This is a genomic window from Micromonospora sp. NBC_01392 (assembly GCF_045040125.1).
Classification (GTDB): Bacteria; Actinomycetota; Actinomycetes; order Mycobacteriales; family Micromonosporaceae; genus Micromonospora.
In genome coordinates, this window is sequence record NZ_CP109549.1 from 4,417,621 (window position 1) to 4,433,550 (window position 15,930).

Annotated in this window: 14 protein-coding genes; 3 read left to right on the forward strand and 11 right to left on the reverse strand. The window is 72.0% G+C overall.

Annotation, left to right across the window (positions count from 1 at the left end):
- The first annotated feature begins 62 nt into the window (after positions 1–62).
- Both OG767_RS19295 and OG767_RS19300 read left to right on the forward strand, forming a co-directional pair.
- Positions 63–2,444: a ribonucleoside-diphosphate reductase subunit alpha gene (locus tag OG767_RS19295; protein ID WP_405089831.1), complete on the forward strand. Its 2,382-nt coding sequence runs from the start codon at positions 63–65 to the stop codon at positions 2,442–2,444.
- Between the two features lie 23 nt (positions 2,445–2,467).
- Positions 2,468–3,463: a ribonucleotide-diphosphate reductase subunit beta gene (locus tag OG767_RS19300; protein WP_107157380.1), complete on the forward strand. Its 996-nt coding sequence runs from the start codon at positions 2,468–2,470 to the stop codon at positions 3,461–3,463.
- A gap of 8 nt (positions 3,464–3,471) precedes the next feature.
- Here OG767_RS19300 and OG767_RS19305 read toward each other — a convergent pair whose 3' ends face one another.
- Together OG767_RS19305 and OG767_RS19310 are read right to left on the reverse strand one after the other, a co-directional pair.
- Positions 3,472–3,627: a hypothetical protein gene (locus OG767_RS19305; protein WP_405089832.1), complete on the reverse strand. Its 156-nt coding sequence runs from the start codon at positions 3,625–3,627 to the stop codon at positions 3,472–3,474.
- Positions 3,628–3,932: 305 nt separating this feature from the next.
- Entirely contained in the window at positions 3,933–4,280 is a 348-nt protein-coding gene (locus OG767_RS19310; protein WP_405089833.1) for a cupin domain-containing protein, read from the reverse strand.
- Between the two features lie 85 nt (positions 4,281–4,365).
- Here OG767_RS19310 and OG767_RS19315 point away from each other — a divergent pair, with 85 nt between their 5' ends.
- Positions 4,366–5,022 carry a TetR/AcrR family transcriptional regulator gene (locus OG767_RS19315; RefSeq protein WP_405089834.1) on the forward strand — a complete coding sequence of 219 codons (657 nt, stop codon included), beginning with the start codon at positions 4,366–4,368 and terminating at the stop codon, positions 5,020–5,022.
- A gap of 38 nt (positions 5,023–5,060) precedes the next feature.
- On the opposite strand, the gene OG767_RS19320 is transcribed toward OG767_RS19315, so the two are convergent.
- The 9 genes from OG767_RS19320 to OG767_RS19360 all read right to left on the reverse strand — a co-directional run bounded on the left by OG767_RS19320 (position 5,061) and on the right by OG767_RS19360 (position 15,691).
- Entirely contained in the window at positions 5,061–6,062 is a 1,002-nt protein-coding gene (locus tag OG767_RS19320; protein WP_405089835.1) for a hypothetical protein, read from the reverse strand.
- A 265-nt stretch (positions 6,063–6,327) separates the two neighbouring features.
- Complete coding sequence (locus OG767_RS19325; RefSeq protein ID WP_405089836.1) at positions 6,328–7,248, reverse strand: ROK family protein; 921 nt, start codon at positions 7,246–7,248, stop codon at positions 6,328–6,330.
- Positions 7,245–8,696 carry a lyase family protein gene (locus OG767_RS19330; RefSeq protein ID WP_405089837.1) on the reverse strand — a complete coding sequence of 484 codons (1,452 nt, stop codon included), beginning with the start codon at positions 8,694–8,696 and terminating at the stop codon, positions 7,245–7,247. The genes OG767_RS19325 and OG767_RS19330 overlap by 4 nt, the downstream gene beginning before the upstream one ends.
- Positions 8,693–9,664, reverse strand: a complete 972-nt coding sequence (locus OG767_RS19335) for an amidohydrolase family protein (RefSeq protein ID WP_405089838.1) — start codon at positions 9,662–9,664, stop codon at positions 8,693–8,695. The genes OG767_RS19330 and OG767_RS19335 overlap by 4 nt, the downstream gene beginning before the upstream one ends.
- Positions 9,661–10,479 (reverse strand): creatininase family protein, encoded by an 819-nt coding sequence (locus OG767_RS19340; RefSeq protein WP_405089839.1) that lies wholly within the window; start codon positions 10,477–10,479, stop codon positions 9,661–9,663. The genes OG767_RS19335 and OG767_RS19340 overlap by 4 nt, the downstream gene beginning before the upstream one ends.
- Positions 10,476–12,260 (reverse strand): ABC transporter permease, encoded by a 1,785-nt coding sequence (locus OG767_RS19345; RefSeq protein ID WP_405089840.1) that lies wholly within the window; start codon positions 12,258–12,260, stop codon positions 10,476–10,478. The genes OG767_RS19340 and OG767_RS19345 overlap by 4 nt, the downstream gene beginning before the upstream one ends.
- Positions 12,257–13,330 (reverse strand): ABC transporter ATP-binding protein, encoded by a 1,074-nt coding sequence (locus OG767_RS19350; protein WP_405089841.1) that lies wholly within the window; start codon positions 13,328–13,330, stop codon positions 12,257–12,259. The genes OG767_RS19345 and OG767_RS19350 overlap by 4 nt, the downstream gene beginning before the upstream one ends.
- A gap of 109 nt (positions 13,331–13,439) precedes the next feature.
- On the reverse strand, positions 13,440–14,489 hold the full coding sequence (locus tag OG767_RS19355) for an extracellular solute-binding protein (protein WP_405089842.1): 1,050 nt from the start codon (positions 14,487–14,489) through the stop codon (positions 13,440–13,442).
- 38 nt (positions 14,490–14,527) lie between these two features.
- Entirely contained in the window at positions 14,528–15,691 is a 1,164-nt protein-coding gene (locus OG767_RS19360) for an ROK family protein (protein ID WP_396774705.1), read from the reverse strand.
- Between the last annotated feature and the right edge of the window lie 239 nt (positions 15,692–15,930).

Below are 15,930 nucleotides of genomic sequence, written 5' to 3' on the forward strand. Positions count from 1 at the left end.
GTGCCGTGCCCGTTGGCGTTCTCCCGCCGGCCGAGACCATCGGTGCCAGCGAGGGAGAGGTCATGAGGGTCGTGCAGGAGAGTCAGCGGTCCGGTGCCACCGGGCCGGAGCAGCGCCGGCTGGCGATGCGGGTCCGCAAGCGGGACGGCGACACCGAGCCGGTCGACGTCAACCGGATCGTCCGGGCGGTCGAGCGCTGGGTCGCCGACCTGGACGAGGTCGATCCGCTGCGGATCGCCACCCGGACCATCAGCGGGCTCTACGACGGGGCGAGCACCGCGGAGCTGGACCGGCTGTCGATCCAGACCGCGGCGGAGCTGATCGGCGAGGAACCGCAATATTCCCGGTTGGCGGCCCGGCTGCTGGCCGCGTACGTGGACGAGGAGGTCCGCGGGCAGCAGGTGACGCGCTTCAGCGAGTCGATCGGGTACGCGCACGGGCTGGGGCTGATCAGTGACGACACCGCCGCGTTCGTGGCCCGCCACGCCGACGAGCTGGACGACGCCGTGGACCCGGCCGGTGACCTGCGGTTCGAGTACTTCGGACTGCGTACGGTGGCGGACCGTTACCTGCTGCGGCACCCGGAGTCGCGGTTGGTGGTGGAGACGCCGCAGTACTGGCTGCTGCGGGTGGCCTGCGGGCTGTCGCACACCCCGGCCGAGGCGGTCGGCCTCTACCGGCTGATGTCCAGCCTGGCCTACCTGCCCAGCTCCCCCACGCTGTTCAACTCGGGCACCCGGCACACCCAGATGTCGTCGTGCTTCCTGGTGGACTCGCCCCGCGACGAGCTGGACTCCATCTACGAGCGTTACCACCAGGTGGCGAAGCTGTCGAAGTTCTCCGGCGGCATCGGCATCTCCTGGTCCCGGGTGCGTGGCCGGGGCGCGCTGATCCGGGGCACGAACGGGCGGTCGAACGGCATCGTGCCGTTCCTCAAGACGCTCGACGCCGGGGTGGCGGCGGTGAACCAGGGCGGCCGGCGCAAGGGCGCGGCCTGCGTCTACCTGGAGCCGTGGCACCCGGACGTGGAGGAGTTCCTGGAGCTGCGGGACAACACCGGCGAGGAGTCCCGGCGCACCCACAACCTCAACCTGGCCAACTGGATCCCGGACGAGTTCATGCGCCGGGTCGAGGCGGACGAGGACTGGTCGCTGATCGACCCGTCCGACGCGCCGGAACTGCCTGACCTGTACGGCGAGGCGTTCGACGCCGCGTACCGGGCGGCCGAGAAGAAGGCGGTCCGCACGGTCCGGGCCCGCGACCTGTACGGGCGGATGATGCGCACACTCGCGCAGACCGGCAACGGGTGGATGACGTTCAAGGACGCCGCGAACCGGCTGTCCAACCAGACCGGCGAGCCGGGCAACGTGATCCACCTGTCCAACCTGTGCACCGAGATCCTGGAGGTCAACGACGACGCCGAGACCGCGGTGTGCAACCTCGGTTCGGTGAACCTCGGCGCGCACGTCACCGCCGACGGGGTCGACTGGGAGAAGCTGCGGGCCACCGTGCGCACCGCGGTGGTGTTCCTGGACCGGGTGATCGACATCAACTACTACCCGGCCGCGCAGGCGGCGGCGTCGAATCCGCGCTGGCGGCCGGTCGGGCTCGGGCTGATGGGCCTCCAGGACGCGTTGTTCACGCTGCGCCTGCCGTTCGACTCACCGGCGGCGCGGGAGCTGTCCACCCGGGTGCAGGAGGAGATCCTGCTGACCGCGCTGGAGACCTCCGCCGGGCTGGCCGAGCGGTTCGGGCCGCATCCGGCGTACCCGCGGACCCGGGCCGCGAAGGGTGACCTGCACCCGGACCTCTGGGGCGCGACGCCGACCCAGGTCGACAGGTGGGCGGCGCTGCGGGCGCGGATCGCCGCGTTCGGGCTGCGCAACTCGCTGCTGGTGGCCATCGCGCCGACGGCCACCATCGCCTCGATCGCCGGCTGCTACGAGTGCGTCGAGCCGCAGGTGTCGAACCTGTTCAAACGGGAGACCATGTCCGGCGAGTTCCTCCAGGTCAACACGTACCTGGTGCGGGAGCTGAAGGCGCGTGGGCTGTGGACGCCGCAGGTCCGCGACCGGATCAAGCGGGCCGAGGGCTCGGTGCAGGGCGTCACCGAGCTGCCCGCCGAGGTGCGGGAGCTGTTCCGGACCGCGTGGGAGCTGCCGCAGCGGGCGCTGATCGACCTGGCCGCCGCGCGGGCGCCCTACGTCGACCAGTCGCAGTCGCTGAACCTGTTCCTGAGCGCGCCGACCATCGGCAAGCTCTCCTCGATGTACCGGTACGCCTGGCGGTCCGGTTTGAAGACCACCTACTACGTGCGGTCGCGTCCGGCGACCCGGATCCAGCAGGCCACCGTGGCCCCGGTGCTCGCCCCGGTGCCCGCCCGCGACGACGAGGCGCTCGCCTGCTCCCTGGAGAACCCCGAGAGCTGCGAGGCCTGCCAGTGACCACCGTGCCCGAGACCCGCCCGATGCTGCTCGACCCGGGCATGGACCTGACCCTGCGGCCGATGCGCTACCCGCACTTCTTCGACCGGTTCCGCGACGCCATCCGCAACACCTGGACCGTCGAGGAGGTGGACCTGCACGCCGACCTGGCCGACCTGGAGCGGCTCTCGCCGGCCGAGCGGCACCTGGTGTCCCGGCTGGTCGCGTTCTTCGCCACCGGCGACACCATCGTCGCCAACAACCTGGTGCTCAACCTCTACCAGCACGTCAACTCGCCGGAGGGGCGGCTCTACCTGTCCCGCCAGCTCTTCGAGGAGGCGGTGCACGTCCAGTTCTACCTCAACCTGCTGGACACGTACGTGCCGGACGAGCGGGAGCGGTTCGCCGCGTTCGCGGCGGTGGAGAACATCCCGTCGATCGCCCGCAAGGCGGAGTTCTGCTTCCGCTGGATCGACTCGATCCACGAGCTGCGGGAGCTGCGCACCCGCTCCGACCGGCGGGCGTTCCTGCTCAACCTCATCTGCTTCGCCGCGTGCATCGAGGGGCTGTTCTTCTACGGCGCGTTCGCCTACGTCTACTTCCTGCGGTCCCGAGGGCTGCTCAACGGGTTGGCCTCCGGCACCAACTGGGTGTTCCGGGACGAGTCGATGCACATGGCGTTCGCGTTCGACGTGGTGGAGACCGTCCGCGCCGAGGAGCCGGAGCTGTTCGACGCCGAGCTGGAACGGCAGGTCCGGGACATGCTCGCCGAGGCGGTGGAGTGCGAGGCGCAGTTCGCCGAGGACCTGCTCGACCAGGGCGTCTCCGGGATGTCGCCGGCCGACATGCGCGGGTACCTGCAACACGTGGCGGACCGGCGATTGGCGGCGCTGGGCCTCGCGCCGATGTACGGCAGCGGCAACCCGTTCGCGTTCATGGAGTTGCAGGACGTGCAGGAGCTGTCGAACTTCTTCGAGCGGCGGGTGTCGGCGTACCAGGTCGGGGTGACCGGCAGCGTCACGTTCGACGACGACTTCTGAGCGGACGCTCACAGCCGTTCGAAGCTCTCCACACCGGCGAGCTTGAGCACCTCGGTCCGGGTGGCCGGACACTCCTGCCGGGTCTGTTCGTCGATCTGCCGGCCCGACGGCACGGATTTCTTCGACTCGTACCACGAGTAGAGGTTGCCGGTGAGGTTGGCCATGACGCCAACTTCGGACCCGATTCCCCGCAGCGTCGGCAGTTGGCCGTCCAGGTACGTACAGACATCTTTCGCTGACACGGGAGCGGCGCCGTCGGCAGGTGACGACGATGCGGCCGGGTCCGCCGCGCCGGTCGGCCCGGCGGACCCGGCCGCTTCCTTCGGGTCCGGGTCCGCGGTGCACGCCGTGAGCACAAGGGCAGCGCAGCAGATGACCGCTGCCGAGATCGGACGGTGCTTCATCATCGCTACCAATCATTCGTCGGTCGGCGGTCGCCGGCCTTGATCACTTCCGGCGGCACGGAGGGTCAGTTGGCGCTGGGACCGAGCGGGGAACCGCTGGTCCCGGACGGGGCGGGCTCCTTCAGCTCGACGAAGATCGCGTGCGTGACGGTCTCGCCGATGTTCTCTCCCGCGTGCTCCTGGGCGGCGACCCACCGGACGCCCCCGGCGGGAATGTCCACTTCGACCTGCCGACCGCCGGCCGTGATCCGCCGCTGGAACGAGGTCACCGGGTACATGACCGTGTCCGGGTGCCGGTGCGGATGTGTCCTGGAGCCGGGGCCGTCCTTGTATTCCAGCACCCGGATTCGGGCGTTCTCGAAGATCACTTTGTAGAGCTCAGGGTCGGTGATGGCGGGGTCTGCACTGTCCACGGTCGCCTCGCTTCGTCCACGCCCATGCTGGCAGCGGCGGTGATATGGGACTCAAGTCCCATGGGACGACGGTACCATGATGAGAATGGCGATACCATATGAGGCGACCGGCCGCCGCGAACAGAAGGCACGCACCCGAGCCGCGTTGGTCGCCGCCACCCGCGAGCTGCTGGCCGAGGGGGCCATGCCGACGGTGGAGGATGCCGCGGCCCGGGCCGGGATCTCCCGCACGACCGCCTACCGATACTTCCCGAACCAACGCAGCCTTTTCGCCAGCACGCATCCGGAGATCCAGCAGCGGTCCCTGCTGCCCGACGGCGCGCCGGATGACCCGTCCATCCGACTCGACCTCGTGATGCGGGAGTTCACCCGCACCACCACGCAGTGGGAGCCGGAGCTGCGGACCTCCCTCCGGCTGTCCCTGGAGCCCGGGGCCGCACAACCCCAGCTACGCAAGGGTCAAGCCATCGTGTGGATCGAGGACGCCCTGTCTCCGTTACGCGACACCCATCCGGGAGTCGACATCCACCGACTCGCCGTGGCGATCCGATCCGCGACCGGCATCGAGTCGCTGGTCTGGCTCGTCGACATCGCGGGCCTGTCCCGCGCCGAGGCGACCGAACTCATGAGTGGGACGGCCCGCGCCCTGCTGCGCGCGGCGCTCGCCGACGAGGCAGAGCACCAGACCACCCCGGCGCCCTCGCCCAACACCGCGGGCCGGAAAGGAGGGGGCCCCGCTTAACGCATTCTGCATAAGCGGGGCCCCCGGTTAACACCTGCCTACTTCAGGAAGCGGTCGAGCGCCGCCTCCATGGTGCCGCTGTCCGGCGCCGCGTACGACCTCATCGTCACCTTGTTGTAGGAGATGAAGCTCGGGCAGCGGGCGGCCGGCGCGGTCACGGTGCCGCCGTCGCCGATCTTCTCGCCGGTCTTCGCCGCGTGGAACGTCAGCGTGTACCGGGAGGAGATGTAGTCGACCGTGACGGCCTTGCCGTCGCTGGCCTTGTACTGGCACTTCTTCGGCGTGCCCTCGCTGCCGTCGACCATCTTGAGGCAGCCGATCACCGACACGGTGGCGAAGTCCGCCGACTTGGCGTAGTACGGCTTCTCCGAGCTGAAGGACTTCTGCGACCAGTACGACGGCCGGTCCGGGGAGTTCGAGAAGACGTACGCCTTCGCGTTCGCCGGGGTGGTGTACGGGGCGGCGTTGAGGATCGCCCCGCCGTCGCAGACCGCGGACATCTCGCTGGAGTAGCGGGCGGTCAGCGCGTCGTTGTTGGACGGCTCGTCCGGCCCGGTCGACTCCGGCGCGGACTCGGTCGGGCCGGGCGTCGAGGCGCCGGGCCCGGGAGTCGCGCTGCCGGACGCGATCGGCGTCGGGTCGTCCTTGTCGTCCCCACCGAACGCGACGTAGGCGAGCCCGCCGCCGCAGCACAGCAGCGTGAGCGTCACCGCGCCGGCGGCGAGGCCGACGATCAGGCCCTTCTTCGACTTGGCCGGCGGCGGGACCGGCGCGAACGGCGCCGGCGGGGGATAGCCGGGCTGCCCCTGGTACGGCGCACCCGGCTGGGCGCCGAACGGCGCACCGGAGGCCGGCTGTGTGCCGTAGGGCGCGCCGGACGCGGGCGGCGTGCCGTACGGGGCACCCGACGCCGGCTGCTGGCCGTAGGGCGCGCCGGAGGCCGGCTGCTGGCCGTAGGGCGCGTTGGGGTCGGGCTGGTTGCCCCACGCTCCGGCGTTCGGGTCCGGATAACCTCCGTAGGGAGGGTGATTGTCACTCATCTGAGGTTCTTCCACCTGTCGTCCGTGGTTCCGGCGATCAACCACCCCGCAGCGTAATGACGGGTGCAAATCCGCGATCACCGAAGTTCGATCGGTCTTCACCACCGGTGCCGAGTCGGTTCCGGTGCGTGCCCGGCGCGGCGCGTGGCGCGTCCGGCGGCCGCACCTCACCAGGCCGGATCCGTTGCGGCACAACGGATGTCGGCATCGGGGCCGGTCACCGGGGGTATACAAAACTGTGACACACGCTACATCGACAAAGCGCTCAGTGTGGGACGGGCACCGTGTCCCGGGCCAGCGCCAGCGCGCCGTACAACGCCGAGTCGTCGGCGAAGCGGGAACGCACCACGTCGGGCGGGTGCGGCAGCGCCTCGGTCAGCCGGTCGACGAGCATCCGCCGGATCACCACGCTGCGCGTCACGCCGCCGACCAGCACGATCCGCTGCGGATCGAGCAGCAGGCAGCACGTCACCAGCGTCCGGGCCGCCTCGTCGACCCGGGCGGCCAGCGCGTCGCGCGCCGCGCCCGGCGTCTCGGCCGCGGCGGTGAGGCCGGCCGCCCCGTCCGGCACGCCGAGGTCGGCGGCGAGCCGGTCCAGCGCCCGGCCGGAGAAGTCCAGCTCCAGCATCGTGCCCGGCCAGGGCCCGCCGGCCACCGCGTACCCGATCTCGCCGGCCGCGCCGCGATGGCCCGGCAGCACCGCGCCGCCGACCGTCACGGCCGCCGCGATCCCGGTGCCGATGCCCACCACCAGCCCGGGGTCGACGCCGCGCAGCGCGCCCAGCCGCAGCTCGGCCAGCGCGGCGGCGTTCAGGTCGTTGTCCACCGCGACCCGGGGCACGTCCAGCGCGTCGCGGACCGCGTCGGCCAGCCGCAGCCGTTCCCAGCCGGGCACGTTGGGCGCCAGGTCGATGCCGTCCGGGCGGACCACGCCGGGCGACGCCACGCCCGCGGCGGCGAGTGGGCCGCCGACCTCGCCGACCAGGTCAACGGCGAGCTTCAGCGCCCGGGACAGCGCCTGCGGCGCGCCCTGCTCGGCGTGCGTGGGCACCCGCCGGTGGGCCAGCAGCCGGCCGTCGGCGTCGGACACCCCGACCGCCATCTTCGTGCCGCCGAAGTCGATGCCGAGCAGCAGCCCCGGCGGGCGCGTGCCGGTGACGGACGGATCGGACAGTCGCACGGTCACCGCGCCCCCAGCTCGGCGGCCACGGCGTCCAGGATGTCGTCCGCCTGGCGCAGCAACCCCCGCACGGCGCTCAGCCGGTCGGCGACCGGGTCGAGCGCGGCGGAGAGGACCCCCACCTGGGTACGGACCGCGCGGGCGCCCGGCCCGTCGGCCTGCGCCCGCTGGAGCACCAGCTCCGGCCGGACCGCGGCGGCGATGAGGTCGGCGACCGCGGCGTCGTCGAGCGCACCGGTGATCCCGTCGGCGGCGGCGCGGACACCGTCCGGGGTCCAGGTGTCCGGCCCGCCGTCGCGCACCAGCCGGCCGACGAGCGAGTGCGCGGCCCGGAACGGCACGCCGTGGCGGGTCAACGCGTCCGCCGCCGCGGTGGTGGTCGCGCCGGAGGCGACGATCTCCTCCCGGCTGGGCGGGCTCAGCGGCGCGATCTCGGCGAGGAAGCCGCCGACCAGCGTGAAGAACCGCTCGGCGCGGTCGTTGCTCTCCCAGAGCCGCACCTGCACGTCGGTGGTGGCGTTGTTGGAGTCCTCCCACCAGGCGGCGCCCACGTTGTTGAGCACCGACGCGGCGTCCGCGGCGGCCTGCCCGGCGTACGAGACGAGGTGCTCCAGCACCACCGGGTTGCGCTTCTGCGGCATGATGCTGCTGCCCTGGGTGAAGTCCCCCGGCGTGGTGACCCACTGCCAGCTCAGCCAGTCCATCAGCGTGCGGGCCAGCCGGGCGCCGGTGGCCAGCGCCCGCGCGTTGAGCGTGCCGACCCGGACCAGGTGGTCGGCGCCGGCCACCGCCTCGTACGAGTTGGTGACCAGGCCGGCGAAGCCGAGCAGCTCGGCCACCCGGGCCGGGTCGATGTCCAGGTCGGTGCCGGCGAACGCGCAGGAGCCCAGCGGCGAGACGTTGAGCTGGTCGATCACGTCGGCGTACGCGGCGGCCTGGTTGACCAGCGCCTCGGCGTAGCCGGCCAGCGCGTGCCCGATGGTGGTGGGCTGGGCCGGCCGGCGGTGGGTGTAGCCGGTGATGACCACGTCGGCGTACCGGTCGGCCTGGGCCAGCGCGGTGCGGCCGGTGTCCAGCACCCGCTGGAGCACCTCGACGAGCTGGTCGCGCAGCAGCATCCGGAACACGCCGGCGTCCAGGTCGTTGCGGCTACGGGCGAGCTGTACGTCCAGTTCCGAGGTGGGAATGCCGCACGCCGCGGCGAGGCGCTTCTCCAGCAGGTAGTAGGTGTCCTCGAAGCTGCCGTCGTACGCCGGCAGGGCGGTGGTGTCGGCGCGCAGCTCGGCCAGGCCGCGCAGCAGCCGGGCCCCGCGGTCGGCGGGGATCAGCCGCTGCTCGGTCAGCATCACCACGTGCGCCTGGCTGGCGCGCACCATGGCCGGGTAGAGGTGACCGACGTGGTGGTCGTAGGTCGGGGCCAGGTGGTGGCGCTGGTAGGTGGTCAGCGTGCTCATCGGGTTTCCTTCCGGTTCGCGGTCAGGCCGAGCAGCCGCTCGGCGTTCCCGGCGAAGATCGCGCGCAGGTGGTCCTCGGGCAGGCCCAGCTCGTGGCAGACGCGGAGCTGGTCGTCGAGGTAGCGGGTGACGTAGCCGCGCGGGAACCAGGACGAGTCGCTGCCGTAGACGATGCGCTGCGGGCCGATCGTCTCGTAGCAGCGGCGGAACAGGTCCTCCAACGTGAGCCGGTACGGCATCCAGCGCACCCACTGGTTCGAGCCGGACGTGTCGATGGAGATGTTGGGGCAGCCCCAGGCGGCGAAGAACAGCTCCTGCACGTGCTGGACGCCGAAGTGCGGCACTACCACGTTCAGCTCGGGGAACCGGCGGGCCATCCGGACCAGCTCGTCCGGGCCGCCGTACCGGCCGACGGGCAGACCGCCGGCGCTGCCGTAGTGACCGATGTGGATCAGCACCGGCACGCCGAGACGCTGGGCGGTGGCCCAGAGCGGATCGAGGTCCTCGTGGTCGAGCGGGCCGCGCAGCAGCGGCGCGAACAGCTTCAACCCGCGCAGCCCCCGCTCGGTGACCGCACGCTCCAGCTCGGCCGCCGCGTCCGGGCCGTACGGGTCGTGGTGGGCGAGGCCGAGCAGCAGGTCGGGGTGGCGGTCGACCACGTCGGCGAGCGCGTCGTTGCCGCCGCCGGTGACGAAGACCGCCCGGCGCACCCGCACCGCGCGCAACTCCTCGGCCCACCGGTCCGCCTCGTCCTGCCAGCGCTCGGCCGGCGGCTCCGGGTCGGGGAAGCTCCAGGCCCGACGCCACTGCCGGGCGTACGGCGCGGAGCCGGCGGCCCGCACCTCGCGTTCGTGGGCACCGCCCGGGTGCATCCCGGCGGCGTCCTCGCAGGCGTGGATCGTCTCGTCGGCGCCGATGCGGAAGTGCAGGTGGAAGTCGACGACGTCCAGTCCCCGGTCGACTGTCACACGTCCTCCTGAGGTAGCGGGTCGGCGGTGGGCGGGGCCGGCATCGGGGCGGCCACCCAGGCGGCCACGATCTCGCGCAGCCGCGCGCCGGCCGTGGCGCGCACCGTCCGGCCGGCCTGCTCGGTGGCCCGCGACACGTGCCCGGACCAGCCCTGCCACGGGTCGGGCCGCGACTCGACGAGCACGTACGGGTGGGTCACCGGCAGCTTGGGGCGCGGCGGCAGGTCGGTGGCGGCGTCCAGGCGCACCGTCTGCGGCGCGAAGCCGAGCACGCCGGACGTCTCGTACGCGCCGCCGTGCCCGCGGGCGACCACGTCGCCGTAGAGCGCGCCGGTCTCCGCCGGGGTGACCAGTTGGAACCAGTTGACCAGCAGCAGGCTGGCGGTGCGCCGCCCGGAGACCCACTCCATGGCGGCCCGCACGGTGGACATGTTGGCGTCGTGGCCGTTGACCACCAGCAGCCGGGGGAAACCGGCCGCCACGATGCCCTCGATCACGTCGGCGAGGTAGCCGACCGCGATCTCCGGCCGGATCGCCACCGTGCCGGGCCAGGGGCGGGTCTGGCCGGGGCAGGCCGCGTACGCGACCGGCGGGAACAGCACACCGCGCGGGCCGGGCCCGGGCGCGGCGCTCTCGCCGGCGAAGCCCTCGGCGAGGATGAGGTCGGCGCCGAGCGGCAGGTGCGGCCCGTGCCACTCGACGGCGCCGACCGGCAGCACCGCGAAGTCGGCCGCCGCCACGACGTCGGCCAGTTCGCCGCCGGGAATCTCGGCGGCGGGCAGCAGCCCGCCGCCGGCCGGCCACAGATCGGTCACGCCGTCCACTTCGTCGCCTCCCGGGCGGCCCGGCCGCCGTTCTGCAAGCGGCCGGACACCACCATCACCACGAAGATCAACACAACCTGGAGCATGCCGTACGCGGCGGCGGTGCCGACCTCGAACGAGTACATCCGGTTGTTGATCTCCACCGAGATCGGCGCGGTCTCCGACGTGTAGATGAGCACCGAGGCGACGAACTCGCCGACACCGTTGACGAATGCGAGCAGCGCGCCGGCCAGCACGCCCGGCAGCATCAGCCGCAGCGTGACCGTGCCGAACGCCCGCGCCCAGGACGCGCCGAGGTTGCGGGCGGCCTCCTCCAGCGACGGGTCGAGCTGGGCCAGCGTGGCCGAGCTGGACCGGAACACCAGCGGCAGGAACCGCACGAAGTACGCCAGCGGCATGATCCAGAACGTGCCGATCAGCACCTGACCGAAACTGAACGCGTTGCCGGTGCTGAACGCCGAGATCAGGTTGATCGCCACCACCGTGCCGGGCAGCGCCCAGGCCAGCATGACCGCGACGTCGAGCAGGCCACGCCCGCGGAAGTCGAGCCGGCGCACCGCGTACGCGATGAGCACGCCGACCACGACGCAGCCGACGGTGGCCAGCAGGCTCATCTGGAGCGAGTTGACGATCGGCCGGTACGCGTCCGGGTCGGAGAAGATGGTGACGAAGTTCTGCGTGGTGTAGCCGGACGGGATCACCTCGGTGGTCCACGTCCCGTCCTCGGAGAACGCCACCAGCGCGATGGTCGCCACCGGGGCGAGCAGCACCACCACGGCGAGCAGCGAGGCGGCCAGCGCCAGCCAGCGGGCGAACGGGTTGGTCAGCTCGCGGCGGTGGCTGGCCACGCCCTTGGACTGCGAGCGGTAACTGCGCCGCCCCTCGTACCAGCGCATGCCGAGCAGGAACAGCACCGAGACGACCGCCAGCACCGACGCGTAGGTCGAGGCCATCGGCAGGTCGCCGTTGGTGCGGTTGATGTAGATCTGCATGGTCATGGTGCGGTCCACCCCGAACAGCAGCGGAGCGGTGTACGACGCCAGCGACGTCATGAAGACCAGTAGCGAGGCGGAGACCAGCGCCGGGGTGAGCATCGGCAGCAGCACGGTCCGCCACACCCGCACCCGGCCGGCGCCCAGGTTGTAGGCGGCCTCCTCCACCGACGGGTCCATGCCCATCAGCGCGGCGGACGTGGCCAGGTAGAAGAACGGGTACATGGTGAACGTGTGCACCACCAGCACGCCGGCGATGCCGCTGAACGGCAGCACCGGGTTCTCGGTGCCGAGGAGCTGTTGCAGCGCCCGGGGCAGGATGCCGGTCTCGCTGTAGAGGAGCTGGAACGAGATCGCCCCGATCAGCGGCGGCAGCGCCGCCGGCACCAGGATGATCGCCTCGATGAGCCGGCGGCCGGGGAACGAGAACCGCTTCAGCAGGAACGCCATGGCCACGCCGACGATGCCGCACAGGAACACGCTCGCGGCGGAGATCATCAGCGAGGTGAGCAGCGCGGAGCGGGCCACGCCGTCGCCGGTGAGGAAGCTGGCCCAGTTCTCCGGGCCGTCCACGCCGACGCTCTCGCCGAACGTGGCGAGCATCGGCTGCACCACGTAGCCGAAGAGGATCAGGACCAGCGGGAACACCAGCAGGTACGGGAACCAGCGCGAGTTGGCGTTGAGCTGCGGGCGGCGGGAGCGCCGGCCGCCCGGAGGCGTCGGGTCCTCGGTGATCGGCGGGACGGTGGCCGCGCTCGGGGTCGCGGGGATGGTGCTCAAGAGTTCACCACCCACATCCGCTCCGGGGGCAGGCGCAGCCCGACCTGGTCGCCCACGGCCAGCCCGGCCGGGACGTCGATCGCGGCCACCTGCACCGGCTCGCCGGCCACGTCGACCAGCAGGTTGGTGGCCATGCCGGTGAACTCCAGCTCGGTGACCCGGCCGGGCAGCGCGCCCTGGTCGGTGCCCGCCCCGAGCGCGATGTGCTCGGGCCGCACGCTGACCAGCGCGGTGCCGCCCTCGCGGAGCCCGTGGTCGACCGGCGCGGCGACCGGGACCTCCCATCCGCCGGGCAGCGCCACCGTCACCCGTTCCGGGCCGGCGGTCACCACCGGCAGGCTGAGCACGTTGCTGCGGCCGATGAACCGGGCCACGAACGAGGTGGCCGGCCGGTGGTAGATCTCCTGCGGCGTGCCGACCTGCCGGACCCGGCCGGACTCCATCACGGCGATCCGGTCGGACATGGCCATCGCCTCGGCCTGGTCGTGGGTGACGTAGAGCGCGGTGGTGCCGGACTCCTTCTGGATCCGGCGGATCTCGACCCGGGTCTCCTCGCGCAGCTTGGCGTCGAGGTTGGACAGCGGCTCGTCGAGCAGCAGCGTGCGCGGCCGGATCACCAGCGCCCGGGCCAGCGCGACGCGCTGCTGCTGGCCGCCGGAGAGCTGGTCGATGCGGCGGTCGCCGTACCCGGCGAGGTGGACCTGCCCGAGCGCCTCGTCGATACGGCGCTTCGCCTCGGCCCGGCCGACCTTGCGGATCTTCAGGCCGTACGCGACGTTCTGGGCGACGCTCAGGTGCGGGAAGAGCGCGTAGTTCTGGAACACCATGCCGGTGTCGCGCTTGTTCGGCGGCCGGTTGGTGACGTCCTCGGTGCCGAACCGGATCCGGCCCGAGCTGGGGAAGTAGAAGCCGGCGACCATGCGCAGGGTGGTGGTCTTGCCGCAGCCACTCGGGCCGAGCAGGGTGAAGAACTCCCCCGCGCCGATGCGGAGGTCGACGTCGTCGACCGCCGCGGTGTCGCCGGCACGCGGGAAGCGCTTGCTCACCGACTCCAGCGTGACATCGATCATGATGTCTCTCCTTGCGTCCGGTAACCGGATCGGAACCGGTGACGGGTGGGTGGTGCGGAACGGCGACGGCGGGACGCCGGGTGCGCGCGGCACCCGGCGTCCCGGCCGGTCAGCCCTTGTTCTTGATCTGGCTGTTCCAGTGGTTGATCCACTCGGTCTCGTTCTTGCCGATCACGTCCCAGTTGACGTCCAGCGGCTTGAGGTTGAGCTGGGCCAGCCACTCCGGCTTCTCCGCGATGTCCACGGCCGGGATCTGGTAGTAGTCCTTGGCCAGCTCGGCGCGGAGCGAGTCGTCGAAGAGGAACTCCAGGAACTTCTGCGCGCCCTCGCTGTTGCCGCCCTTGACCTGGGCCAGACCGTCGACCAGCACCGGGGCGCCGGAGGTCGGCATCACGTAGCCGAACGGCATGTTGGCCTGGTTGGCCTGGAGCAGGATGTCCTGGAGGTTCCAGGCGCTCAGCGTGCCCTGCTGGCGGGACAGCTTGAGGTACAGGTCGGTGGGGTTGGCGGCGTACGCGCCGGTGTTGGCGTCGAGCTTCTTCAGCCAGTCGTAGCCGGGCTGCGGGTTGCTGCCGTCCGGGGACTGCCGCACGATCATCGAGGCGTAGATCGACCGCATGGTGCCGGACGCGGCCACGTCCCGGATGATGATCTTGTCCTTGAACTCCGGCTTCAGCAGGTCGTCCCAGTCCTTCGGGGCCTGCTCCGGGGTGAGCGCCTTGTTGTTGTACATGATGACCTCGGGCAGCAGGATCTCGCCGAACCACCGGCCCTGCGGGTCCTTGTACTTCTCGTCCATCTTGTCGGCGAACGACGGCTTCCAGCCGGTGAGCAGGTCCTCGGACGCGCCCGAGGCGAGGCCCTGCTGGGTGCCGCCCCACCAGACGTCGGCCTGCGGGTTGGCCTTCTCCGCCCGGACCCGCTCCAGGATCTCCTGGGCGCCCAGGTTGAGCACCTCGACCTTGCCCTTGTACTCGGGGTACTTGGCGGTGAACTTGTCGACGACGAAGGTGGTGACCTTCTTGTCGCGGGCCGTGTAGATCGTCAGCTTCTCGACCTCGCCGGAGCCGGAGCCGGAGTCACCGGAGCCGCCGCCGCAGGCGGTGCCGGCGGCGAGGACGGTGGCGAGCGCACCGGCGAGCAGGAGTCGACGTCTCATGGGGTACCTCCGAGGGGTGTTGTGGGGGGATGGAGCGGTCAGGGAGCGGGTAGCAGGGTGGACAGGCCGGACGCGGCGGCCGAGAGCGCGTAGCTGACCGCGCCGTGCAGCACCGCCTGGTCACCGAGGACCGCGCGGCGGACCTCGGTCGGGCTGGGCGCGCCGGCGGACACCAACGCCTGGAGCCGGTCCACGGCGGCGTCGTCGAGGTCGGCCGCGGCGCCGCTGAGCAGCACCCGGCCCGGGTCGATCACGCAGGCGCAGGAGACGATGAGCCGGGCCCAGGCGGCGAGCACCTCGGCCAGGTACGCGCCGGCCCGCTCGTCGGTGGCGGCCAGCTCGACGAGCGCCCGTACCGGCGCGGCCGGCCGTCGGCCCGGGGCCAGGGCCACCACCCGCTCGGCGATGGCGCCGGCGGACCAGCGGGCCTCGAACGGGCCGATGCCGTCGTGTCCGCGGTCGGCCGGGTCGAGCGGCAGGAAGCCGACCTCGCCGGCCGCGCCGCCGGAGCCGCGACGGACCTGCCCGTCCAGCACCAGCCCGGCGCCGATGCCGTCGGCGACGTGCAGCAGGAGCAGGTCGGCGACGTCGGTCCCGGCGCCGGCCGCGTGCTCACCGGCGGCCATCAGGTTCACGTCGTTGTCGACCACCACCGGCACGCCGAGCCGTCGCTGCACCGACTCCCCCACCGGGCGCGCCTCGACCAGCCCGACCGAGGGGGCGAGCCGGACCGCGCCGCCGGTGGAGACGCCGGGCGCGGCGATGGCCACGCCCCGCAGCGCGGGCAGCCCGTCGCCGGCCAGTTCCGGCACGGCGGTGCAGATCAGGTCGACGATGTCGCCGGTACGCCGCACCGTGCGGTGGGCGATGACGGCGCCGTCACTGTCGGCGATCTCGCAGCTGATCCGGGCCGGTTCCAGCGCGACGGCGGCGACCAGCTCGGCGCGGGGGTTGAACTCGAGGATGGCGCGGGGGCGGCCGGCCCGGGAGGCGCCGGGGCCACGCTCGATCAGGTAGCCCTCGGCAATCAGATCCCGGACCAGCGGGGTGAGCGTGGCGGGGCTCAGCCCGGTCAGCTCGGTCAGCTCGGCACGGGACAGCACCCGGGCCGAGCGGGCGGCGGAGATCACGCTGCTGCGCTTGATCTCCTTCGACCGCTCCCGGCTCACCGGGCTCGTCGGTGGGGTCACCACGTCTGTCACACTTCCTTCCTACGGCGAACGAACTATTGCGTCAAGTCACGATCTGGTCTCGCGGGCTCGGCACCCCGACTCGCGAACTGGACAAATGGCAGTGATGGGCGCGTCCGGACGGGGCTGGTTCCGCCGATGCCACCACCTCGGCACCCACGATGAACCCGCCTTTAGTTCGCGTCACGAAGAAATACCGTCGCGCCCTTCTCCTGAGCGCCGTGATGACCCTGCCATTGAGGACAGTCACC